Origin of the sequence: Corynebacterium antarcticum (assembly GCF_016595285.2) — a bacterium.
Classification (GTDB): Bacteria; Actinomycetota; Actinomycetes; order Mycobacteriales; family Mycobacteriaceae; genus Corynebacterium; species Corynebacterium antarcticum.
This window is the reverse complement of record NZ_JAENIP020000003.1, coordinates 267,373-289,006: the sequence shown is the minus strand read 5'-3', so window position 1 is coordinate 289,006 and position 21,634 is coordinate 267,373. Positions and strand designations below refer to the sequence as shown.

Below are 21,634 nucleotides of genomic sequence, written 5' to 3'. Positions count from 1 at the left end.
GAGAGGTTCACACGTTGCAGCACACAGTCTCCGTCGCTCCTTCGGCACGGCGTTTGACAGGTTCGCTACGGGACATCGGCTACAGCTTCGAGTCTGCCGTGGCCGACCTGGTGGACAACAGCATCACAGCGGGAGCGACTCGCGTCGACATCCAGATCACTTTTTCCGGATGGGAGTCGTTCGTCCGCATCGTCGACGACGGTTCAGGGATGGATGACATCGGCATCGACGAGGCGATGCGCTTCGGGTCCGACCGTGTGTACGGATCCGGGGACCTGGGGAGATACGGTCTCGGGCTGAAAACAGCCTCCATCTCCCAGTGCAGGCGCCTCGAGGTCGTGTCCATGACCCGTACATCGGACACCCACGCCGCGAGAACCCTGGACCTCGACTTCATCCAGGACACCGACAGTTGGGTCGTCCTGGATACGAGGGATGAAGAGGAGACACTGGAGGCGAGAAGGCTCCTCCGCAAGGGCTACGGAACGGTGGTGACGTGGCGCAGATTGGACCGTATTCTCCCACACAGGAACAAGGAGAACGGCTGGGCGCGGAAACGTGTCGAGAACCTGGTACCGAAGCTGAGTCGACATCTCTCGATGGTGTTCCACCGATTCCTGTCGGGCGAACGTCCGGAGATCCTCGCCATCACCGTCAACGGTGAGTCCCTCACACCGTGGGATCCTTTTGCCCGGGAAGAGGCGGGGACCCGCTGCATCGGAACGGATTCCTTCGAGGTCGAGCACCGCCACGACAGCGGCATCGTCACCCTCAACCGTTATCTTCTTCCCCCGAGATCCGATTTCAGTACTCCCGAAGCGTTCGAGAACGCGTCCGGGCCACAGAAGTGGGCGAAGCAACAGGGGATGTACATCTACCGCGCCAACCGGCTGGTCCAGTGGGGAGGGTGGGCCGGTATCCGGACCAGCGACGAACACACGAAGCTCGCCAGAGCCTCGCTCGATTTCGACACCGATCTCGACGCCGCGTTCAACATCAACGTCGCCAAGATGAAGGTCACGATTCCGCACCAGGTCCGCAAGATGCTCGCACGACCGATCAACGAACTCTGCATCGAGGCGGACCACACCTACAGAAGGAAGACCCGGGAGGCGCTCACTGCGCAATCCGGTGGCGCACCGAACCGTCGCACCGGATTCGGAGGGCAGAGTGAATCCGCTGAGGTTCTGGGTACGGCACTTCGTTCCGCGGCGGTCCGTACCGGCAACGTTGACGCACTCAAGTCCATGATCCGGCTGCTCCGCGAGGAGTCACCCGAACTCGCGGAGCAGCTCGGCCTCTAACCGCGGAGAAAACCCTCCCCACTCAACGACAGAGACCTCTGCACCTCTTTACCGGTGTGACCTCCCACACACGGTGTTCCCTTAAGGTCTGGGCACAGTCCACACTCCGGTGAATTCGGTGTGCACCTGGAGCGGGCGATCTCGAAGAGTGCGAGATGCGCCTCACGCGAGTGGACGTTCATTCCGAGCATCTGGGCGACGCTGAGACGACCGGAGCTGTTCCGGTTCCGTGATTCCGTGTCACGGTCCAGGAAACAACTGGTTATCCGGAGGATACCCCGTCCGGCGATCACGGGTTCTCCGCAGAACTCACCTGATTCATCCGCGACCGGGATCGCGAGCTCGAGAAAGTCGATGAGTGCGGGAGTCAGGGACGGCAACGCAGAACGTGAGATGTGGGGGGCCCAGAGTGCTTCCGGTTCACGGTCCATCTCGACGAACAAACGCTCGACACGTTCCAGCCGTTTCCCGTAGTTGGGGCCGACCAGGAACCGGATCGCCTCCCGGGTTTTCTCGGGAACCGTGAACCCCGGCTCCACGTCCGGAAGAGAGCTGATGCCCTGCCAGACCGACCGGACCGTAGCCGGCGCCGCGCGTTCGGTGAGGATCTCGGCGACGACGGCACGGAAACGGGAGCCCGACCTGGCCCACGGATACATGAGATCACGGTCATCGAGCCCCCGGTACCACTCGGCGAGATGCCTCGCGGTTGCGCGCGCCCCGATGGGTTTCTTCTCTCCCCTGCGGAGGGAATCCATCACAGCTCGACCGACGGCTTCCCCGAGCCGGACAGGAACGGCATTGCCGATCTGCCGGAACGCTGCACTCGGTGGTCCGCTGAACCTGAAGTCATCCGGGAAGGTCTGGATTCGGGCTGCTTCGCGCACTGTGAGTGTCCGCGACTGTCGTGGGTGGATGAAGCTGTAGCCGTCCTTGGCGATGTGGGCGGTGATGGTCCGCGACAGATCGTCCTCATCCAGTCTCTTGTACTTGTCGTCGAAGATGTCGCTGCGGTACCTGCGGAGATGGTCGGGGAGATCCGAGTACTTGGTGTCCGACGTCATCATCTCGAAGGCGATCCGGTCGTCGTCCCGCACAGGGCGCGTGATGTGATCGTAGAGTTTGTGCCGGTCCTCTTCACTGACGCGGCGTCTCAGATAGCGCTGGGTTTCGGTCACGGGTCCCGGGTACCGGATCCATCCCTCCGCCCCCGCTTCCGGACGCCATCCGCCTTCGACCTCCGGCATGTCACCGATGGTATTCCACACTGTGACCTTGGTCTTCCGTTCCTCCGGCCACTCGTACTTCACCCCGTCTCTCAGTGCGACGAGGATGAGTCGCTGCCGGAACTGAGGTACGCCGTATCTCCATGCGTCGACGACCCGCTCCTCCACGGCGTATCCGAGCATCTCGAGTTCCTCGATCATGCTCCTGAGAATGAACATCTCCTTGTCCAGGGCCATGTCCGGGACATTCTCCATGATGACAGCCCTCGGACGTGCCAGTTGAACGACCTCCAGATAGGCTCTCCAGAGGTCACGTCTGGTGTCACGCGGATCCCGGAGTCCTTTCTCGACCAGGCTTCGGATTCCGGACCTTCCCGCCTTCGAGAAGGGTTGACACGGAGGTCCACCGGCGAGGACCTCGATGCCGCATTCCGTCATGAGATCGGCGACCCGTTCCACCGACTGCGGGGTCGACAGGTCCCATTCCACCGACATTCCGGGAAAGTAGGCCGAGTGTGTCTCGACCGCATAGGAGTAGTGGTCGACCCCGAAGACGACCTCGATGCCCGCCTCCATGAGACCGAGACTCAGTCCCCCCGCACCGGAGAACAGGTCGGCGCCGAGCACAGCTCCCTCCGAACGACGGCGACGACAGTAGTCCCGGAGTTCCTCTTCCGTCGTGCAGTGGTCGGAGTGCTCGGGCAGCTTCAGAAGCGGGCCACGAATCTGCTTGACGGCGTACGGATCTGTTGAGGACACCCCTAGAAATCTAGTCTCCCCCATGGCACAGCCCGCAATCGCCCCACCCACGATCGGAACGACGGTGTCCGCCGTGAATTCCGGGCCGGGGATCTATCTCAGTTGTCTCCACAGCCATTCGATCTCGTCTGCGATTTCCTCGGTGTCGTCGTGTTCCCAGTAGTGGAGGGACGTCCACCCGAGCCGTTCCAGCTCGAGATCCTTCCTCCTGTCACGTTCCCGGTTCGCGGCGATCTTCTCCTCCCACCACCGGCGGTTGTTCTTCGGCGAGGTCGCGTGGATCGGGCATCCGTGCCAGAAGCAACCGTCCACGAACACCGCTATCCGGGCGGCGGTGAACACTATGTCAGGGCTGCCCGGAAGTCCACCGACGTTGACACGGAACCGCAGACCCCGTCGGAAGAGTTCCCTCCGGAGACTCAGCTCCGGTCCGCTCCCCCGACGTGGCATCTTCTTCATCTGCCGTGTCACGGTCTCGTTGAGTGGAAGAGGACGTCCATGGTTCGGGCGCCGTTTCCCCGGACTCTCCATGTCGATCTCCCGATGCTCCGACATTCTTCCGGTCACGATGGCATGACGCACCAGGACCGGTCGCCCCGATCCTCTCCGGGGCCCGTTGAAACAGCCTGCCACAGCCCTCACAGCGATACGGGGGTTGGGCCCGACGGCCACTCCACCACCGACTCCGGATGTGCCCGTGAAGGGGTGGAGTCGGTCAGTACCGGCTGATCACCATCGCCTGGCCCTGACCACCCGCACCGCAGAGGCTCACCGCGGCGGTTCCGTTGCCCCGCCTGATGAGTTCGTACACCGCGGTCACCAGGACGCGCGCCGGAGGCACCGAGCGGGTGTCCCAGAGCGATCGCGCCTCCGTTGGGATTGCACCTACCCATGTCTAGGTCCAGGTCGCGCAGGGATTGCACGACCACGGCGGCGAAGGCCTCGTTGATCTCGATGAAGTCGACGTCCTCGAGCCGTACCCTGCTGCCCGCCAGGGCCTTCTTCAGGGCGTCGGCGGGCTTGGAATGGAGATGGTGGTCCGGCCCCCGGTGCTTCCCGAGCCCTCGATCGTGGCGAGCACGTGCAGTCCGTGCTGTTCCGCGTAACCGCGGCTGACCACAACGAGTGCCGCTGCACCGTCCGAGATCTGGGAGGAGTTGCCCGCGGTGATCGTCCCTTCACGGGCGAACGCCGGGCGGAGTTTCCCGAGGCTCTCCAGGGTTGTGTCCGGCCGGATACCCTCATCGGTGTCCACGACCAGGGGTTCACCCTTCCGTTGCGGAACGGTCACCGGGGCGATCTCGTCGCGGAACCGTCCCTCCTTCTGCGCCTCGTGGGCACGGCGGTTGCTGAGCTCCGCGATGGCGTCCTGCTGTTCACGGGTGATGCCGCGGTCCCCGTTGCCTTTCTCCGTCAGAGCGCCCATGGTCTCCCCGGTGTACGAGTCCCGGAGTCCGTCGAACAGCATCGCGTCCTGCGCGGTGGTCGGCCCCAGTGCGGTTCCGGAACGTGCCGCGGTGAGCAGATGTGGTGCACGCGTCATGGATTCCTGTCCACCGGCGGCCACGACCTCCGCCTCACCGCACCGGATGATTCGCGCGGCCTGCGGGACCGCCTCAATGCCGGACAGGCAGGCCTTGTTCAGGGTGTCCGCGAACGCGCTGAGGGGAATCCCGGCGTTGATCGCGGCCTGACGTGCCGGAACCTGGCCGGAGCAGGCCTAGATCGTCTGTCCCATGATGACCTGGTCGATGTGTCCCGGATTCACCCCTGTCCGTTCAACGGCGGCTCTGATGGCGGTTCCCCCGAGCTCAACCGCGGAGACGTCCTTCAGCGTCCCGAGCAGTTTCCCCTGCGGTGTGCGGGCGGCGCCCACGATGACGGCCTCGCGTTTCATGGTGTCTCTCCTTCGATTGGGGTCGCTCCACCGTCGTCGATGACGGTGAATGCTGCTTCGGTGGCTTCCTCGATCTCCGCGAGGCTGACGCCCGGCGCGAGTTCCCGGAGGACCATTCCTTCACGTTCGGTGATGTCGAACACCGCGGGGTCCGTGATGACTCTGTCGACGACCTGTGTCCCGGTGAGCGGCAGGGAGCATTCCCGCTTCAACTTGGGGCGTCCCTTCTTGTCGACGTGGTCGGTGAGGACGATGATCCTGGGGGCGCCGGCCACGAGGTCCATGGCTCCACCCATCCCCTTGACCATGACCCCGGGGATGATCCAGTTCGCGAGATCCCCTTTCTCGGAGACCTCCATGGCACCGAGCACCGCGAGTTTGAGGTTCCCGCCCCGGATCATGGCGAAGCTCTCCGCCGAGTCGAACACCACCGCTCCCTTGTTCAGGGTGACGGTCTGCTTTCCGGCGTTGATGAGATCCGGGTCCTCGTCCCCCTCGTACGGGAAGGGCCCCATACCGAGGATCCCGTTCTCCGACTGGAGGATGATATTCACGCCGCCAGGTAGCTGGTTGGCGATCATCGTGGGGATCCCGATCCCCAGGTTGACGTAGTCGCCGGTTGACGTAGTCGCCGTCGTTGATCTCGGCTGCGGCGATGGCCGCCATTTCTTCTCGTGTCCAGGCCATGTCGGCTCAGTTTCCTTTCCCCGCGTCAGGCCGGTCGGGCCGTGGTCGGGTGGTCACCCGTTCGATGGGTTTGGTCCGGGGCGCGGCGGAGACTAGATGCTGGACGTAGACCCCCGGTGTGTGGATGAAGTCAGGGTCGAGTTCACCGAGATCCACGATCTGCTCCGCCTCGGAGACCGTTGTACGTCCGGCCATGGCGCACACCGGGTTGAAGTTCCGCGCGGTGCGGTTGTAGACGAGGTTGCCGTTGAGGTCCGCCCTGGCGGCGTGGACGAGGGCGAGATCCGTCTTGATCGCGTGTTCGAGTATGTAGTGGCGGCCCTCGATCTCGCGCACCTCCTTTCCCTCGGCGATGATCGTCCCGTAGCCGGTGGGGGTGAAGAACGCGGGTATTCCCGCCCCGGCGGCACGTAGCCTCTCGGCGAGAGACCCCTGGGGGACGAACTCCAGCTCCAACTCGCCGGAGAGGTACTGGTCGGAGAACGCCTTGTTCTCGCCGACGTAGGAGGCCAGAACCCGTTTCACCTGCCGGGACTCCAGGAGCAGGCCGAGGCCGAGGCCGTCGATGCTCATGTCGTTGGAGACGATCGTGAGGTCCCTGGCCCCCGAGGCGTGGACCGCCTCAATGAGGTCGTAGGGGCTACCGGACAGTCCGAAGCCACCTACGGCGATGGACATACCGTCCCTGATCAGTCCCGACACCAGTTCCATGGTGTCGGTGTGTAGCTTGCTCACGTGCTGCTCCTCAGATTTGTGGGTTCCCGGCCGGGACCGGAGGCACACCCGGATCGTGGATGTCTGGAATCTGCGCTCAGAGGGCTTCGAGACGTTCGAGGACGGTCTCCGGCTCCGCTTCGGCCGGAATCTGTGTGACGAGGAAATCAGCCTCCGGCACGGTCCCCGACCCCAGCCAGTACCCCGGTTCGATGGTGGCTCCGCGGACGTCCTTTCCCGCGACCTCGACACCGTTCTCCGTCTGCAGCATCACGGACCATCCGATGTGTTCCGCGACGTTGATCACGGGCTGGTAGGCGGTGATGTCCTCGGGAGGGAGTTCCGTGCAGGCCCCGGAGCGGCGCCCGTCGAGGAGGAGCCCGGTGACGGGCGCGTCCACGAAGCGGCGCAGCCAGTCGGCGACGTACATCGCGGCGGATTCGGCGTGGTCGCCGGTGATCGAGCTGAAGTCGGCGTTTCCGGTGCTCTCGGCCGCCCATGCGAGCCAGATGAGTGGAGACGGCATGCGGAGCAGGAAGGGTACCCGGCTGGTGTGGCTCGTCGCCGTGAGGATTCGACCGGCCGCGGTGGCGGGAGTGTCATCGGCGAGCATCGTCCGCAGGGCGTATCCGGTCCGCGAGCGCGCGCCCATCGCCGCGACGAGATCGGGGTTCGACGCCAGTGCCGCGCCGTAGAGTGCCCCGAAGTCGACGACCGTGGCGTCCGATTTCAGCATCCCCTGTGCCTGACCGTAGTAGCTGGCGGTGGCTGGGGCGTCGAGGTAGGGAAGCTCGCCGTGCACGATGACCCGTTCGCCGAAGGGGACGTGATCGAGGAACACCGCGGTGCCACGATCCGAGGGTGGGTTGGTGATGAGATCGGTGAGGGATGTCGGGGTCATGGGATGCTCCTTGCCACTGGGGCTGTGTCGGGTGTGGAGATGGTGATTCCCTGGGGCGGCGGTCGGGTCGCCCCAGGGTTGCGTGGAAACGGGTCAGCTCTTCTTGGAGACCATCTCGCCGTGCTTCTCCTCGAGTTCGGTGATCCGGGCCTGGAGAGCATCGATCTTCAGCTCGCGGCGGTCCGGGATCATGACGATCGGCAGTTCACCGGGCCTGCCGGTGACGCGCTCCCGGCCGTTGACGGTGAACACCGTCCCGGTGAGCTCCTCGGTGTCGTCGCCCCAGTTGCCGTAGTAGAGCAGATCCTCCGGCGGCTCATCGGTGACGAATTCCTCGATGAACTCGGCGTAGGGCTTGCCCTGGGAGAGTCGTTCCCTGCGGCGTGCCTCCCTCAGGCGCTTCGTCTCCGCCGCGTCGAGGCGGAAGTGCTCCTCGTCGTAGGCGACACAGAAGATGTCGTGGGCGACCTTCGGGGAGATGCGCCCGAGTTCCGCGTCATGGACGACGGACTCGGGGTCGCGCTCGATCGGGTCACCGTAGCCGCCGCCGGCGCCCTGGGCGATCATGTACAGCTCGCCGTCCTTGGCCACGTCGAACTGCAGGCTCATGTGGGAGGTCATGTACCTGGCCCCCTCGAAGGGGCGCTCGCTCATGACCTTCTCGATGGAGAGATCGAAGGTGCGCGAGTCCCTGCGGAAACTGTCGTAGGTGTTGACTCCCTTGACCATCGAGAGCGGGTAGGCGCCGCAGCCGTAGCCACCGAACATTCCGTAGATGGAGCTGAACTTCGACCCGGAGGTCACCGTCATGAAGCCCCAGTGCGGGGTTCCCTCGGAGGCCACGATCATCTCGTAGCCCATTCCTCCGGTGAACTTGCCGAAGCCCATGTTGTCCTTGATCAGACGCTTCGACACGAGCTGCATGAAGGGGACCTCCTCCTCCATGATCTCCTGCTCGGCGGTGTCCGCCATGGCGCAGAAGAGCGGGGAGACGGAATCCTCACCGTCACGGAAGGGCTTGGCTCCACCCGGCATACCGTTGAGGTCCGCGCAGAGGTTGCCGACCTGGTCGCCGTGCTGGGTTTCCCCACCCCAGAGGAACGTGTTGATCTGGTTGTACCAGTTCGCCACAACGTTCGAGTACTTGCGTGGCGTGAGAACTGCATCTTGCCGTAGAGCGCCTGCATGCAGGAGAAGCCCCGGAAGGATGCCTGGAGGGACTGTCCCATCGGCGCGTCGTAGGATGCGTCCGACCAGGTTCCCTCGTCGGAGATGATCTCGATGCAGCTCATCGCCGAGGTGCACCGGGGCAGGTCCGGCCACCAGAACGCGAGGATCGCCTGCATCATCATCGACTTCACGGAACACAGTGGCGAGTTCATCGCCCGGTTGAGGATCTCCGGTCCGGATCCCCTCAGGTCCACCGTCATCTGATCACCCTTGACGGTGATCTTGCACGCCATCTTGATCAGGATGTTCCCCTTGAGGGTGGAGTCCATGAACTGGTTGAAGGAGTAGGTCCCGTCCGGCAGCTCGCCGATGCGGCGGTGCACCTCGGCGTCGACGTCCTCGATGGTGATCCGGATCGCGGCCACGAAGGTCTCGACCCCGACCTCGTCGATGAGGGTGTTGATGCGGTCCATGATCCGGTTGACCGCGGCGATCTTGACCTTGAGGTCGGCGAGCTGGAGCTTCGGGTCCCGGACGGAGTGCTGGAGGAAGGTCAGCAGGTCCCTGCGGAGATGCCCCTTCTCGACGATCTTGAACGGGCTCATCCGCAGACCGTCGTCGAAGGGGGGCTCGGATCCGGAGGGCATTCCGCCGGGCTCGCAGGCGCCGTTCTCACCCTCATGGATCGTGGCGGCGACCCAGGCGATGATCTCCCCGTCGCGGATGATCGGCATGATCATCGACTGATCGGTGTTGTGCACGTTGCCGTAGCGGGCGTCATTGTGGATGAAGGCGTCACCGGGATGGATGCCCACCGTGGGCTCGTCCTTCCAGTACTTCATGATGTACCGGATCGGGTGGTGGAGGATCGCCGAGAAGGCGATGACCCCGTGGCAGGAGAGGTAGGACACGTCCCCTTCCGCGGTGTAGATCGCGGTGGTCAGGTCACCCCACTTCGCTCCCGGGGCGGCGCCCTGGGCCTCGCACATCTCGTAACCCTCGTCGAGGGCGCCGGAGATGCGCTTGCGGATGCGCTCGACCTGGATGCGGTCGATGCCCTTGGCGATGCACTCGTCCTCGTACTCGGTACGTTCGGCGATGCTGTGGCTCCGCATGATCTCCGGGTCGGGCCCGAGGAACAGGGTGGTCTCGTCCATGAAGGCGTCGACCCACTCCTGTTCCTGTGCGGTGAGTTCCTTGGCTGGGGTGGACGTTGTCGTGTCTTTGTCGACTGTGGTCATTGCAATCTCCTCGTGATGTCGTTCATCAGTCCTGCAGGAGCCATACGGCGCCCTGTTCAGTGGGTTCCAGGTGCCATCCGGGTTCGACCAGGAATGTGGTGTTCTCCGTGGTGACGATCGCCGGACCCGGGATGACCGCATCGGCGGTCAGGGCGTCCTGGTTGTACACCGGAGTGTCAATGGCCCCGTCGACCTCGACGAAGTGGACGCGATGCTGACCCACGGCCTCGGGAACGGTCCTCTCGGCTCTCTCCGTGAGCGAGTCGAAGTTGACGGTGTCGCCTTCGACGTAGGAGGCGACGCGAACGGTATTCACGCGGATACCCGCCTCCGGGGCGGCACAGTTGGAACCGAAGCGGTGACTGTAGACGTCGCCGAAGGTCTTGATCATCTGCAGGACGTCGCCGACCCCGTTCATCCTGTTGATGTCCAGCGTCACCGCCTGCGTGAGGAGCTGGTTCCCGTAGCGCATGTCGAGTTCGAGGCGGTACCTGACGTCCTCGGCGTCGAATCCCTGACGGCGCAGGTCCTCGCGTCCGCGGGCCTCGAGATCCTCGACGATCTCGTTGAAAGCGTCGTAGTCGTCGTCGAGCGCCCGGGTGGTTGCGTTGTACATCGTGATGTGGGTGCCCCGCTCGTGGAAGTGGAGCTGCTGCATGTTTCCCGCGCCACAGGCGGAGAACACGGAGCTGAACGGAGGAACGAGCACGCGGGTGATGCCGACGTGGCGCGCGATGCCGCAGGCGTGGAGCGGTCCGTTGCCGCCGTAGGCGAGCATCGTGAAGTCCTCGGGCAGGTAGCCGCGCACGCGCAGTTCCTTGCCGATGCCGATAGCCATCTGCTCATCGACGGAGTTCTTGATGAGCTTCGCGATGTCCAGGACATCCATGTCCATCTCATCGCAGAGGGTCTCCTCGATGGCGAACGTCGAACGCTTGGGATTCAGCTTGATGTAACCGTTGGCGTAGTTGTCCGGGTCGAGATAGCCGAGAAGCAGGTCGGCGTCGGTGACCGTCGGTTTGAGGCCGCCACGGTCGTAGCAGGCCGGTCCCGGATTGGAGCCCGCGGACTCGGGGCCGATCTTCACGGACTGGTGGATGCGGTCGTAGCTGGCGATGGATCCGCCACCGGCACCGAGGGTGTCGAGGTGGACCATGGGGACACTGACCAACCACCGGTCGATGGTGGGCATGAAGTCGTAGTGCTTCACACCGCCCTCCGGTACCAGACCGATGTCGAAGGCGTTCCGCCCATGTCGGTGCTGATGACGCTGCCGATGTCTGTGGAGTTCGCGAGGTGCTCCGCGGCGCCGACGCCGGCGATCGGCCCGGAGTGGATGGTCTGCAGGGCGTCCGTCGAGTTCATCTGGGCCATTCCACCCGAGTTGTGGTTGACCAGCATCGGCTTGGTGTAGCCGGATTCACGGAGGTTGTTCGACAGCTGGCTCAGCGCGTGGAACATGATCTCGTGGAGGAAGGCGTCGACGATGGTGGACGTCGCGCGGACGTACTCACCCTTTCGTCCGGATACCTGGTGTCCGAGGAGTACCGGGACGGTCCCGAGTTCGTGGGAGGGGTATTCCTCCAGGAGGATCTCCTGAATCTTGAGCTCGTGGACGGGGTTCTCGGTGGCGTTGGTCAGGGAGACGACGATGGCCTCCGCACCTGCGTCCATCAGTTCCCGGACGACGTTCCGGACGTCCTCCTCCCGCAGTGAGGCGACTACCTCACCCGCGGAGTTGATGCGTTCCTTGACCGAGCGGATCAGGGCACGCGGTACGAGGGGTTCGGGCCGCTCGGCGGCGGGCATGTTCTGCTGCATGGAGTAGTCGAGGCCCTCGCCGTAGCCCCGGCCACGGGACAACGGGATCGTGTCCTGGAAGCCGTGGGTGACGATCGCTCCGACCCTCGGGCCCTTGCGCTCGATGAGCGCGTTGGTACCCAGCGTGGTCGCGTACCGTACCGAGTCCACTCCGGACAGGGCCGTCCCGCGGTCCAACCCGGCGCGCTCACAGGCCAGGTCGAGTGCCTCGTTGAAGCCCAGAGCCAGGTTGTGGTGTGTAGTCAGTGCCTTCGCTTCGATGTAGGTGTCGTCCCACACGAAGAAGCAGTCGGTGAATGTGCCGCCAATGTCGACGGAGATGCGTTTCATGGATGTCTCCTGTTTTCGTTTTCGCAACTCATCGCTGTGAGTCGGCGGCTTTCTTCTTGAGTTCTGCCGTGTACTTCTGGGCGTCTTCGCCGGGGCCGTAGTTGAACACTTCCTCCGCGTCGACGCCTCTCTCCTCCCACTGCTTGCGCAGGGCGGCGACGTCGATGACGATGTCGCGGGTCGGAGGGTGTCCCGGCGGGACGTACTCGGTCTCGAGCTGGGTCGCGCAACCGGGGCAGTAGAACTCGAGGATCCGGCAGTATTCGGGGTCCGGGGAGAAGGTGTACTCGTACCGTTCGGGATCGATGATCGGCTGGTGGATCTCGGTCGGGTCACGGTCGTACACCAGGCAGCCCGGCTTGTAGTTGTCGTTCGCGTCACCGATGTCGTGGCCGCAGCTGCGGCACATCCATCGTTCGGTGTCGAGATCGATGAGCAGGTACTCGGTCATGGGGACTCGCACAGTGGTTCCTTTAGGTCTCGGGTGAAGGTGGATCAGCGTTCGTCGGTGATGATGAGATCGCCGTTGCTGGTGACGGTGAATTCCCAGCCCGGGGTGACCCGTGCGGTGAAGAACGGGCCTTCGAGGATCGCCGGTCCGGCCGCCGTGGCTCCGGGGACCTGGTCCTCCAGGACGTAGACCGGGAGATCCCGGGTCTCATCGGCACTGACGCGGATGGTCCGGGTGCCGGTCGAGGTGGCCGCAGACGTGTCCACGCTGTCGTCGACCTCGAGGCTGGCGTGCGGGAGCACCTTCTTCACGTCGAGACAGAGCATGAGCCCGTGGCCGGAGTCGGCGACTTCCTCACCGTGCTCGTAGGGACGGCTCGAGACGACCTCCCCGTTCTCGTCGTGTTCCTCGATGGTCCACTTCGTCTGGCACTCATCGAGGGTGTACCCCTCCTGGAACATGTCACGCTCGGCGCGGTGCAGCAGGTCGTCGTGGTTCCGCTGCAGCCCCTCGGGGCCGTTCTAGGAGACGCTGATCTCGTAGGTCTTCCCGATGTCGGAGAACGAGATGCCGAAGGCGGAGAACACGGCGGCCATCCGCGGGATCAGCACGCGTTTGACTCCGGCCTTCTCGGCGGCACCGCAGGCGCTCATCGGTCCCGCTCCACCGAATGCGGCGAGTGTCGTGTCGGGTCTCAACAGGTCACGGAAGGTCTCCGCCATGGTCTCGAGGTACGCGTCCTCCATCCGGAGCAGGGCCTCTTCGAGACTGATGCCCAGGGGTTCCGCGATCGTCGAGGTGATGACCGCGCGGCTCCGGGTGGCGTCGAGGTGCATCTGCCCGTTGAGGTAGGTCCCGGGATCGAGGATTCCGAGCAGGACCTTGACGTCGGTGATCGTGGCATCCTTGCCACCCAGGCCGAAACAGGCCGGTCCCGGGGCGGCGCCGACGGAACGCGGGCCGATGACGATCTTCCCGTCACGGACGCTGATGATCGAGCTTCCTCCGACTCCGGAGCTGTGCACGCTCGACATCGGGAATGAGATCGTGGCTTCGCCGACCTGGCCGCGATGTTGCGTGTCGATGGTGCACCCGTCGACGACGCCGACATCCGTGGTGGTGCCACCGACGTCCATCATCAGGACGTGGTCGAGGTTGTAACTCCGGGCGAGGGCTGCCGTACCTTCGAGTCCTCCGCGTGGCCCGGATGAGTAGGTTCGTAGTGCGACCGACTTCGAGACGCGCGAGGACGCTCCATCGTTCCGGTAGACGAGGAGGGGGTTGGTCACCTTGTTCTCCCGGAGCCGCGACTGCGCCTGGTGCAGGAATCGTTCCATCACGGGGGGGGCAGGAAGGTGTTGACCACGGATGACCATGCACGGCGCGCATCATTGGCGTCGTCGACGAACTCCCAGCTGCACAGGACCGGTACGGAACCGAGCAGCTGACGGGGGAAGTTGCGGAGGAGCAGATTCCTGACGGTTCGCTCCGACTCCGTGTCGCTTCCGACGACCACGAGCCGTGCGGCACCGTCGGTGGTGAGTTTGTTGACGGTCTGGACGAGGCTGAATTCGAGCTCGTCGTCAGACAGGTTGAACGTCTCGACCCGGGTGCCGATCAGGTCGGCGAAGAGTGTGGAGTGGTCGTCGTCCGACTGCATGGCGTCGATCACTGAGGGGTCCTCGACGAGCAACCCGATGGAAGGGCCCTTGCGTTCGACGAGGACGTTGGTCCCCTGGGTCGTGGAGTAGCGGATGTGGTCGGCCTCGTGGAGCAGGCGGATGAGATCCCGCTCGTCGTACAGGTTCGCGGACGCCTTGGCGATCCCCTCGAACAGGCACTCTGACAGGTCGAATGGCGTGGTCAGTGTCTTCGTGAATGAAAACTGATCCCCGTCCCATACACAGACATCGGTCAGGGTTCCACCGTTATCGATGTTAATGAGGTGTTTCATGTGTCCTCCTCACGCGCCCTTTAACGAAGGCCGCGGCGTTCCAGGAACCTAGGTTTTACTGGTACCAAAACTGTAACACCCATTAAATCGCTTGGTGAGACAGGTCACACGAATTCACGGGGTGGAAAGGGGGCAATTTCAACGGTCACCACCCCGTCTCCGAAACGGCCCCCATCGGACCCCGCGGGAAAAAACCCTCCCCACACACTCGTCAGAACACGCGCTGAGCTGGCACTTCGACGGAGAGACCACCGCAGGAGAGATGCGGGAGCGCCTGACGGACGCCGACCGAACCTCCGAACCGGACCCCTGGAGCGGCCGCGGTATCCGATTGGACGAAACTAGATTTGATCCACAAATATCGAAAAGAACTGACCAAAATGAATAATGTCCCCAATAGTACACCCGGCTTGAAACTGTCCCGAAAAAGAGGGGGACATATCAACGTCAATGAATTCACGAGGGAAAAAGGCCACTTTTACCGGAATTACGGAGTCTCAGTGAACAGATGAAATTCGACCGGCACATTCGAACTTTCCCCCGGAAAAACCGGACGGAATCAGGAACCGGATTCAGACGGGACAGGCACCGGTACCCGACGGTCGACCGTCAGGTCCGGACGGGCCTGACGGGCCGCCGATCCTCCAGGGTTTCCCTGCCCCGGAACCATGCCGTCGCCGCCAGCAGGCTCACCGCTCCACACGCGGCGAACGCCACGCGGTACCCGAACGCATCCGCCAGTGCCCCGACGATGACGGGTCCCGTGATCGCCCCGAGATCCTGCGCCATCTGGAAGTTCGCGAGGACCTTCCCGCCCGACCGGTGGTTACCGATGATGTCCGCCAGCGTCGCCTGCTGCGACGGGAGGAACAACCCCGCGCCGGCCCCCGCACCGACGGACACCGCCAGCAGCGTCCACGGCAACGATGTCATGCCGATCGCCGCCGTGAACAGTCCGTTGACGACGAGTCCCGTGATGATCAGCGGCTTCCGGCCGATCCTGTCGGCGAGACGCCCCGAGACCTGGAGCGCGGAGGCGTTGCCCACCGCGAAGGCCGCCAGGGCGATTCCCGCCACTGCCCCACCGGTGTGGAATGCGGCCGCGGCGAACAGGGGCAGCAGTGCCACCCGGACACCGAGGTTCGCCCATCCGTTGGCGAACCCGCCGATCAGGGCACTGCGGTAGGCCGAGTCCCGGATCGCCTCGGCGAACCGCATGGGAGGAGCGGACGAGTCATGGTCGTACCCGTAGATCTTCGCGGCGCTGAGCTTCCACCACACGATGAAGGACGCGAGAAACAGCGCGGCGCCGTAGATGAGGAACGGGATCCGCGTCCCCAGGACCGACAGGGCCGCCCCGACCACTGGTCCGATGATCGAGCCGGTGAGAAAGGCGGTGGCGTACACCGAGGAAGAGCGTCCGCGGATCTCCGGCGGGGAGATCCTGACGATCAGCCCCATGGCCGAAACGGTGAACATCGTCGAACCGATGCCTCCGACGGCCCTGAGCGCGACGATGTGCCAGTACTCCTGCGCGAAGGCGATCAGGCCGGTGGTCACCGCGACGGTGATGAGGCCGGTGAGGTAGACCCGGCGTGATCCGATGAGGTCGACGAGCCTTCCCGACACCGGGGCGAAGAAGAGCCTGGACCCGGCGAAGACGGAGACAACCAGGCCCGCGGCGGCCATGGACACCCCGAAGCTCCGGGCGAACTGCGGGAGGATCGGGGCGATGAGCCCGAATCCCACCGCGATCACGAATGCCGCCGAGACCAGTACCCAGATCTCCTGCGGGATGGGTGTCCTCACCGGCTGCCGGTCCTTCTTGTCTCGAGCCACCAGTTCAGGCTAACCCCGCACGCCGGCGGTGACACAGTCGGGCCCTCCCGATGACGGGACGGATCACCGTACGGATGCATCGAACACATGTTCTATCACCCCGGGGATGGTGCCCCCTCAGGCCGTACATTCGGATCATGTTCACCACGAAGAAGACGAGCGCCATCTCCCACCACCCCTCCACTGTTCCCGGGGTACTCCTCACGGACGCCCGGAATGAAGGCCGGACCGGGCCGTCCCCGGTGCCGACGATCGAATCACCGGGCCGGGCGGTACGCACCCGATTCGCCTCAGAACTGGCGGCGGTGCACTCGATGATGCGCCATCCCCGTTCCCTCGCACGTCCGTCCGCCACATGGCGCCCGCCGTCCGCTCTGATACCCGGATTCGGGGATCATCCCCGCATGAAGGTCACGCTGCAGCGGTATCTCGTGGGGGAAGCGGTCCGCGTACGGCTGCTCGCGGAGGGGGTGCACCGGTCCCCCGCGTATCTGGTCACGCTGCGCCTGACCACCCCGACCGGGGTACGGATCGAACCGGCGCTGGCCGAGGCCTGGGCGGCCGCCATCGCGGGTCCGGGGAGCGGGGACTGTGTGTTCGAATTGACGGACGAGCCGGCCCCCACCTTCTGCTGGCTCGTCGAGCGGTCGTTCCTGCCGATTCCCGCGCCGGATCAGCTCTTCGACGGACACCCCTATGCGGCGTGAGCCCCCGGCCACGCCGCGGGAGCGTGGCTAGCGGTTCTGACCGTCGTCTTCGTCGCCGTCCAGGTCGAAGTCCTCGAGGTCATCCCCGTCCTCCTCGACGGACCAGTTCTCGCCGAGATCACCGAAGAGGGCGTCGTAGCCGTCAGCGGTGTTGGTGAGGTCCCCCTCCCACTCGGCGACGTGCTCGGCGATGAACGGCATCACCGTCAGCAGTCGGCTGAAGTCGGTGTAGGTCCCGAGCCCCATGGTCTGCTCCGGGAGAATCAGTCCCTCCGCGAGGAAACACGCGATGAGTTCCTCGATCACCTCGTCATCCACCGGCGAGTCCACACCATTGAGCTGATCGTCCAGGAGTGATTCGAGATCCGGATCGAATGTGGTGAGGGTGACGGTGGCCGTCGGCTCCCCGTCCACGATGTCTATCACGATGTCGAGCTCGGAATTGTCGGCCGCCGGGGAACGGACCGTGATCGGTTCCCCCTCGACGGCCGTGAACTGGAGGTCCCCGAACCGGCCGTCGGGATCCGTGACCAACTCATCGACCAGATCCACGATCGCGTCGGTCGCCATGTGATCGAGAACCGCATCCACGGCCGCATCGACGGAGAAGACCGCTGAAACCAGCACCGCCTCGAACTCCTCCTCGTCGGCGTCCGGGATCACCTCACCGTCGCCGGTGTCGGGAGCCGCGGCGATGTATATGTTCGCCGCCGGGAGCAGCTCATTGGTCACGTCGAACTGGATCTCGACCCCCGACGAGATGGGAACGAACAGGGTGTCGTCGTTGACGCGTGATTCGATGCCCTCGGCATCCAGGGCAGCGGCAAGATCCTCATAGAAACTCATGTCGTGGTGCACCCTTCCGGTGACTGGCGGTCGTGTCGGTGAGTTGGCGGGGAACTCGGCGTATCCGGCACCCTCATCCAGGTGCAGGCACCGGGACACCTGACAGCCTAGTGCCGTGACGCCCGGCGCGGTGGCGATCCCCGCCCGGTCCTCCACGGTGCCGGTCGGCACCACACTAGGAGTCGAGTGCGGCGATCAGCTTCCGCTCACGGTCGGCCGGGTCCTGCCGGGGGCAGGACAGGCATTTTCCGGAGGTCGGTGAGCGGTAGATCATGCAGCACGATGCCCGCTTGACGACGGTGTGCACCTCGTCGGGTTCCTCTTCGGCCGCCACGGCGTCCATGTCCGTCGGGGTGACCGCACCGCCCGCGATATCGAGGAACCGTGGGGCGGGAACCGCTGCCCCCTCCGGCACAGCCACCGCCAACCCGGAGACGAGGCGCAGCGCGACCCGTACGCCGAGGTAGGGGTCGAAGGCCCCGTTGCCGGCCTCGACGGCGGCCTGTGCCAGGCCGTCCGCGGCCACCGCCCAGAGCGGGGCGGGCCTGATGCCCGCGACGCGGGACAGCTCGGCGACCACCGGTCGGACAGACCTCGCGAATCCTTCCCCGGCGGCATGGTGCGCCGCCCCGGAACCCCCGGCGAATTCTCCGGGGGTGAATCCGACCCAGTAGCCCGCACCCGGGTCATCGCACCGGTCCGCCGGGTCGCGGAGGAAGAGCCGCCCGGTCGTGACGTCGAGATCCGGTACCCGGTCGTACTCGACCATCATCGTCACCGCGGGCGCCACGAGAGAATTCACCGCGGAGAACCACCACAGCTGTCCGGCGTGCCTCGCATCGGTGACCCCGAAGATCTCCCTCGCGGCCACCACCGCCCGCTCGATGACCGCCGGCTCCGCGAGCTCGTCGACGGTGACGGTACGACTGTGCTCCGCGGGTTCCAGCGCGGTCAGGAAACGGGGATACTCCGCGAGCAGTTGTCCGAACACGGGATCCATTCGTCGCCTCCTCGGTCAGGGTCCTGTGCACCCGAGTCTATCCGCCGGACTGCCCGGCTTCCGCTGACGAGTGCGCCTCATCCGGCGCGGTACCGCGGATCTCGAGGATGTCCGGCCGCCCGGCACCCCATTCCCTCATGTCGTAGTTGCGCCAGGCGCGCCGGAGATGGGGGCGGGGATCATAGGCGACGGTGGATTCGGAGTCGAAGATCCGGGTGGCACGTCCGGGGCGTGTGTCGCCCGCGAGCCGGTACCGGGGCCAGCCAGATCCCGGGATCGAGTGGTGGATGAAGTTTCCCCAGTACGCCTGCATCTCGGAGGTGACCACACCGAGGTCGTCGATCCCGCCGAACCGGGTCAGCGTGTGGGTGCGGGATTCCCGGTGGGCGGCGAACACCGCAGTCAACTCGAAAGAGTGCATGGCCCCCAGACCGATCCACCGGAGTGCGGCCGGCGCATAGTCGAAACGGTACATCCAGGTGTCCGCGTACCGGGAGTGGTCCTCGGCGATACGGAGCGACGGTGCCCAGAAGACGGCGTCGGTGAGCATCCGGGCGAAGTCCGCCCGCTCGATGGCACCGTTGTACGCGTCCAGCAGGACCGCGGAGTTCGAGTGGTCGTAGGCGTCGAGCATCCGGGCGGCCGCCCGACTGCGTGCCGTCTGCCGGAGATAGAGGAGTTTGGTCACCGAGGCCTCGTCGTTGTTGGTGCCGATGAGCAAAGGGACCTTGATCTGCCGTCCGGCCGCGAAGGCGTCGAGCGGGTGCTCCGGGAGCAGTTCACCGTCCACCGTGGGGCCGTAGCAGGAGTTGAGCTGCAGCATCTCCCGGGACCGCCACAGCATCGACTGGCCGGCGCGGACGAGATCCGCCGCTGATTCGAGTCGGAGGTCGGCGCAGGTGGTCCCCAGCGGGAGCGCCATCGCGTCGACGAGCTGCTGAGCCCAGTACTCGGACTGCACCGGCGCGTGCAGTGTCGCGGCCGGAGCGGACTGGGCGATCGCCTTGTGGAACAGGCCCTCGGCGGACGGTACGCACATCAGGGTGGTGACCGCGGCACCGCCCGCGGACTCCCCCATGAGCGTGACGTTGTCCGGGTCACCTCCGAATGCGCGGATGTTGCCGCGGATCCAGTGGAGGGCGAGCAGTTGGTCCCGGACCGCGGGATTGGCCACACAGTCGTCATCGCCGAGGCTCCGCAGATCAAGGTATCCCAGTACACCGAGGCGGAAGTTGACGGACACGTACACGACATTGAGATTGCGGACGAAGTTGTAGCCCCGGAGCATCGTCTCGTGCGATGAGCCGACGATGAACGATCCGCCGTGGAGGTAGACGACCACGGGCAGATCGTCATCGTCGCTGTCCGGCCGGACGATGTCGAGGTTGAGGCAGTCTTCACCGCCGCGGACCGAATCCTTGTAGGAGTACACGGGCTGGGGCGCGACGGTGCCGAATTCGCTGCAGTCCCGCACGCCTCGCCACGGTTCGGGTGCCGAGGGTGCGCGCCAGCGGTTCGGACCGGAGGTGTCGGCACCGTAGGGCACACCACGCCAGGTCCGGATGCCGGAGACGAGTGTTCCACGGATGAGGCCCGCTGTGGTGACTGTGATATCGTCCATTGCCCTACACCGTAGTGACCCCCGCGCGGCACCGGGGAATCCGAGCCCCGGCAGGTGGTTCCACCGCAGCGTGACGCCGCGGGAACCCACCGGGGAACGACCGTCTCTCCCGCACGGAGGCCGGTCACCGGTCCGTTGGGGCCGCCGGCGTTGCACCGCACCACCGGTGCGCACCGCGCACGGGCCTCCGGGCCCATCTACGATGTAGTGCAGCAGTATCGTCGCCGGGAATCTGGCGCACCCCGGCGAGCTCTCGCCCGGGGCCACCCACGAGAACGAGAAATGAGTGAGTGCACCCATGGGTCTCTTTGACGGACTCTTCGGAGATGACAAGAACGACCGGCGCGACGAGCGCCCGATCACCGATGCCGTCGGTTCCGATCCGAAGGCTCTCGAGGGCCGCACGGGAGCGACCGGCCGGATGCTGATCTCCGGTCTGGACAAGGCCGTTCACATCCAGGCGGGGACGATCGCGAAATACGTGGACTGGATGCGGGCGAAGAACCCGGAGCTCAGCCCCCGGGAACTGCAGAAGGCCATCGACAAGCACTTCTCCGTGCTGGCGACGGGCTCCGGCGGCGCGGCGGGCATCGCCGCGGCTGTCCCCGGAATCGGTCTGGTCACCGGAGCCGCGGCCATCGGTGTCGAATCCCTGGTTTTCCTGGATCTCGCGGCGTTCTACACCATGGCCTCCGCGAAACTGCGCGGTGTGGACATCCACGACCCGGAGCGGCGCCGTGCGCTGATCCTGGTCGCTCTCACCGGGTCGTCCGGAACGGCCATCGTCGATGCGGCGGTGGGCGATCTCTCCACCGGCGTCGGCAGCCGCTCGGTCGCCACGACCCTGTCCAGTTTCTCCGGAGCGAAACTGACGACGGTGAACAACCGCATGGTCAATGTCGCGGTGAAGACGATGGGCAAGAAGTTCCGGCGCGCGTGGTTCGGGAAGATCCTGCCGCTGGGCATCGGCGCGATCGCCGGTTCCTACGCCAACCACCGCCTCGCGGACAAGGTCGTGTCGAACGTGGGCGAGTCCCTCGGTGGGCTACCCGCGGAGTTCTCCACACCGCTGCCGAAGGATGTCCCGGAGGACATCGACGTCCCGGCGGAGATCGCCCGGGACATCGCGGAGGCGAACACCGATTCGGACGGGAACCGGTAGATCC

15 protein-coding genes and 4 pseudogenes are annotated in these 21,634 nt (G+C 65.0%); 3 read left to right on the top strand and 16 right to left on the bottom strand.

The window, feature by feature from the left end:
- The first annotated feature begins 53 nt into the window (after positions 1–53).
- Positions 54–1,304: an ATP-binding protein gene (locus JIM95_RS08655; protein WP_234034682.1), complete on the top strand. Its 1,251-nt coding sequence runs from the start codon at positions 54–56 to the stop codon at positions 1,302–1,304.
- On the opposite strand, the gene JIM95_RS08650 is transcribed toward JIM95_RS08655, so the two are convergent.
- From JIM95_RS08650 to JIM95_RS08595, 13 genes and pseudogenes are all read right to left on the bottom strand, one after another.
- A complete protein-coding gene (locus JIM95_RS08650) occupies positions 1,301–3,289 on the bottom strand; it encodes a DNA cytosine methyltransferase (protein WP_248702956.1) in 1,989 nt (662 codons plus the stop codon). The genes JIM95_RS08655 and JIM95_RS08650 overlap by 4 nt on opposite strands.
- Before the next feature lie 93 nt (positions 3,290–3,382).
- Positions 3,383–3,820, bottom strand: coding sequence for a very short patch repair endonuclease (locus tag JIM95_RS08645; RefSeq protein ID WP_200260177.1), 438 nt, complete (start codon positions 3,818–3,820; stop codon positions 3,383–3,385).
- Between the two features lie 184 nt (positions 3,821–4,004).
- A pseudogene (locus tag JIM95_RS08640) lies at positions 4,005–5,186 on the bottom strand (acetyl-CoA C-acetyltransferase).
- Positions 5,183–5,873: pseudogene (locus JIM95_RS08635) on the bottom strand (3-oxoacid CoA-transferase subunit B). Before JIM95_RS08635 ends, JIM95_RS08640 begins: the two co-directional pseudogenes overlap by 4 nt.
- 6 nt (positions 5,874–5,879) lie before the next feature.
- Positions 5,880–6,608 (bottom strand): CoA transferase subunit A, encoded by a 729-nt coding sequence (locus JIM95_RS08630; protein WP_323373340.1) that lies wholly within the window; start codon positions 6,606–6,608, stop codon positions 5,880–5,882.
- A 76-nt stretch (positions 6,609–6,684) separates the two neighbouring features.
- Entirely contained in the window at positions 6,685–7,488 is an 804-nt protein-coding gene (locus JIM95_RS08625; RefSeq protein ID WP_200260087.1) for a hypothetical protein, read from the bottom strand.
- Between the two features lie 93 nt (positions 7,489–7,581).
- Positions 7,582–9,899: pseudogene (locus JIM95_RS08620) on the bottom strand (hydantoinase B/oxoprolinase family protein).
- A 25-nt stretch (positions 9,900–9,924) separates the two neighbouring features.
- A pseudogene (locus JIM95_RS11585) lies at positions 9,925–12,050 on the bottom strand (hydantoinase/oxoprolinase family protein).
- A 28-nt stretch (positions 12,051–12,078) separates the two neighbouring features.
- A complete protein-coding gene (locus JIM95_RS08605) occupies positions 12,079–12,513 on the bottom strand; it encodes an acetone carboxylase subunit gamma (protein WP_200260084.1) in 435 nt (144 codons plus the stop codon).
- A gap of 32 nt (positions 12,514–12,545) precedes the next feature.
- A complete protein-coding gene (locus JIM95_RS11505; protein WP_323373219.1) occupies positions 12,546–12,962 on the bottom strand; it encodes a hypothetical protein in 417 nt (138 codons plus the stop codon).
- 60 nt (positions 12,963–13,022) lie between these two features.
- Complete coding sequence (locus tag JIM95_RS11500) at positions 13,023–13,838, bottom strand: hydantoinase/oxoprolinase family protein (RefSeq protein WP_323373341.1); 816 nt, start codon at positions 13,836–13,838, stop codon at positions 13,023–13,025.
- Positions 13,838–14,455: a hydantoinase/oxoprolinase N-terminal domain-containing protein gene (locus JIM95_RS11495; RefSeq protein ID WP_323373339.1), complete on the bottom strand. Its 618-nt coding sequence runs from the start codon at positions 14,453–14,455 to the stop codon at positions 13,838–13,840. Before JIM95_RS11495 ends, JIM95_RS11500 begins: the two co-directional genes overlap by 1 nt.
- A 609-nt stretch (positions 14,456–15,064) precedes the next feature.
- Positions 15,065–16,297 carry an MFS transporter gene (locus tag JIM95_RS08595; protein ID WP_234034717.1) on the bottom strand — a complete coding sequence of 411 codons (1,233 nt, stop codon included), beginning with the start codon at positions 16,295–16,297 and terminating at the stop codon, positions 15,065–15,067.
- A 134-nt stretch (positions 16,298–16,431) separates the two neighbouring features.
- Here JIM95_RS08595 and JIM95_RS08590 point away from each other — a divergent pair, with 134 nt between their 5' ends.
- The gene (locus JIM95_RS08590; RefSeq protein WP_200260078.1) at positions 16,432–17,001 is read left to right on the top strand and encodes a hypothetical protein; all 570 of its coding nucleotides are present in this window, start codon (positions 16,432–16,434) and stop codon (positions 16,999–17,001) included.
- 27 nt (positions 17,002–17,028) lie between these two features.
- On the opposite strand, the gene JIM95_RS08585 is transcribed toward JIM95_RS08590, so the two are convergent.
- From JIM95_RS08585 to JIM95_RS08575, 3 genes are read right to left on the bottom strand one after another with little or no spacing between them, the layout of a single operon-like run.
- Positions 17,029–18,018, bottom strand: coding sequence for a DNA primase (locus JIM95_RS08585; RefSeq protein WP_200260075.1), 990 nt, complete (start codon positions 18,016–18,018; stop codon positions 17,029–17,031).
- Positions 18,019–18,022: 4 nt separating this feature from the next.
- The gene (locus JIM95_RS08580; RefSeq protein WP_200260072.1) at positions 18,023–18,847 is read right to left on the bottom strand and encodes a (2Fe-2S)-binding protein; all 825 of its coding nucleotides are present in this window, start codon (positions 18,845–18,847) and stop codon (positions 18,023–18,025) included.
- A 37-nt stretch (positions 18,848–18,884) separates the two neighbouring features.
- Complete coding sequence (locus tag JIM95_RS08575; RefSeq protein ID WP_200260069.1) at positions 18,885–20,468, bottom strand: carboxylesterase/lipase family protein; 1,584 nt, start codon at positions 20,466–20,468, stop codon at positions 18,885–18,887.
- A gap of 298 nt (positions 20,469–20,766) precedes the next feature.
- On the opposite strand from JIM95_RS08575, the gene JIM95_RS08570 reads away from it, so the two are divergent.
- On the top strand, positions 20,767–21,630 hold the full coding sequence (locus JIM95_RS08570; RefSeq protein WP_200260066.1) for a hypothetical protein: 864 nt from the start codon (positions 20,767–20,769) through the stop codon (positions 21,628–21,630).
- The last annotated feature ends 4 nt before the right edge of the window (positions 21,631–21,634 follow it).

Excerpts from the sequence above, each read along its gene's own strand:
- JIM95_RS08570 (WP_200260066.1), top strand. The coding sequence starts at position 20,767 with ATGGGTCTCTTTGACGGACTCTTCGGAGATGACAAGAACGACCGGCGC.
- JIM95_RS08645 (WP_200260177.1), bottom strand. The coding sequence starts at position 3,820 with ATGGAGAGTCCGGGGAAACGGCGCCCGAACCATGGACGTCCTCTTCCA.
- JIM95_RS08590 (WP_200260078.1), top strand. The coding sequence starts at position 16,432 with ATGTTCACCACGAAGAAGACGAGCGCCATCTCCCACCACCCCTCCACT.
- JIM95_RS11500 (WP_323373341.1), bottom strand. The coding sequence starts at position 13,838 with ATGGAACGATTCCTGCACCAGGCGCAGTCGCGGCTCCGGGAGAACAAG.
- JIM95_RS08575 (WP_200260069.1), bottom strand. The coding sequence starts at position 20,468 with ATGGACGATATCACAGTCACCACAGCGGGCCTCATCCGTGGAACACTC.
- JIM95_RS08580 (WP_200260072.1), bottom strand. The coding sequence starts at position 18,847 with ATGGATCCCGTGTTCGGACAACTGCTCGCGGAGTATCCCCGTTTCCTG.
- JIM95_RS08625 (WP_200260087.1), bottom strand. The coding sequence starts at position 7,488 with ATGACCCCGACATCCCTCACCGATCTCATCACCAACCCACCCTCGGAT.
- JIM95_RS11505 (WP_323373219.1), bottom strand. The coding sequence starts at position 12,962 with ATGTTCCAGGAGGGGTACACCCTCGATGAGTGCCAGACGAAGTGGACC.
- JIM95_RS11495 (WP_323373339.1), bottom strand. The coding sequence starts at position 14,455 with ATGAAACACCTCATTAACATCGATAACGGTGGAACCCTGACCGATGTC.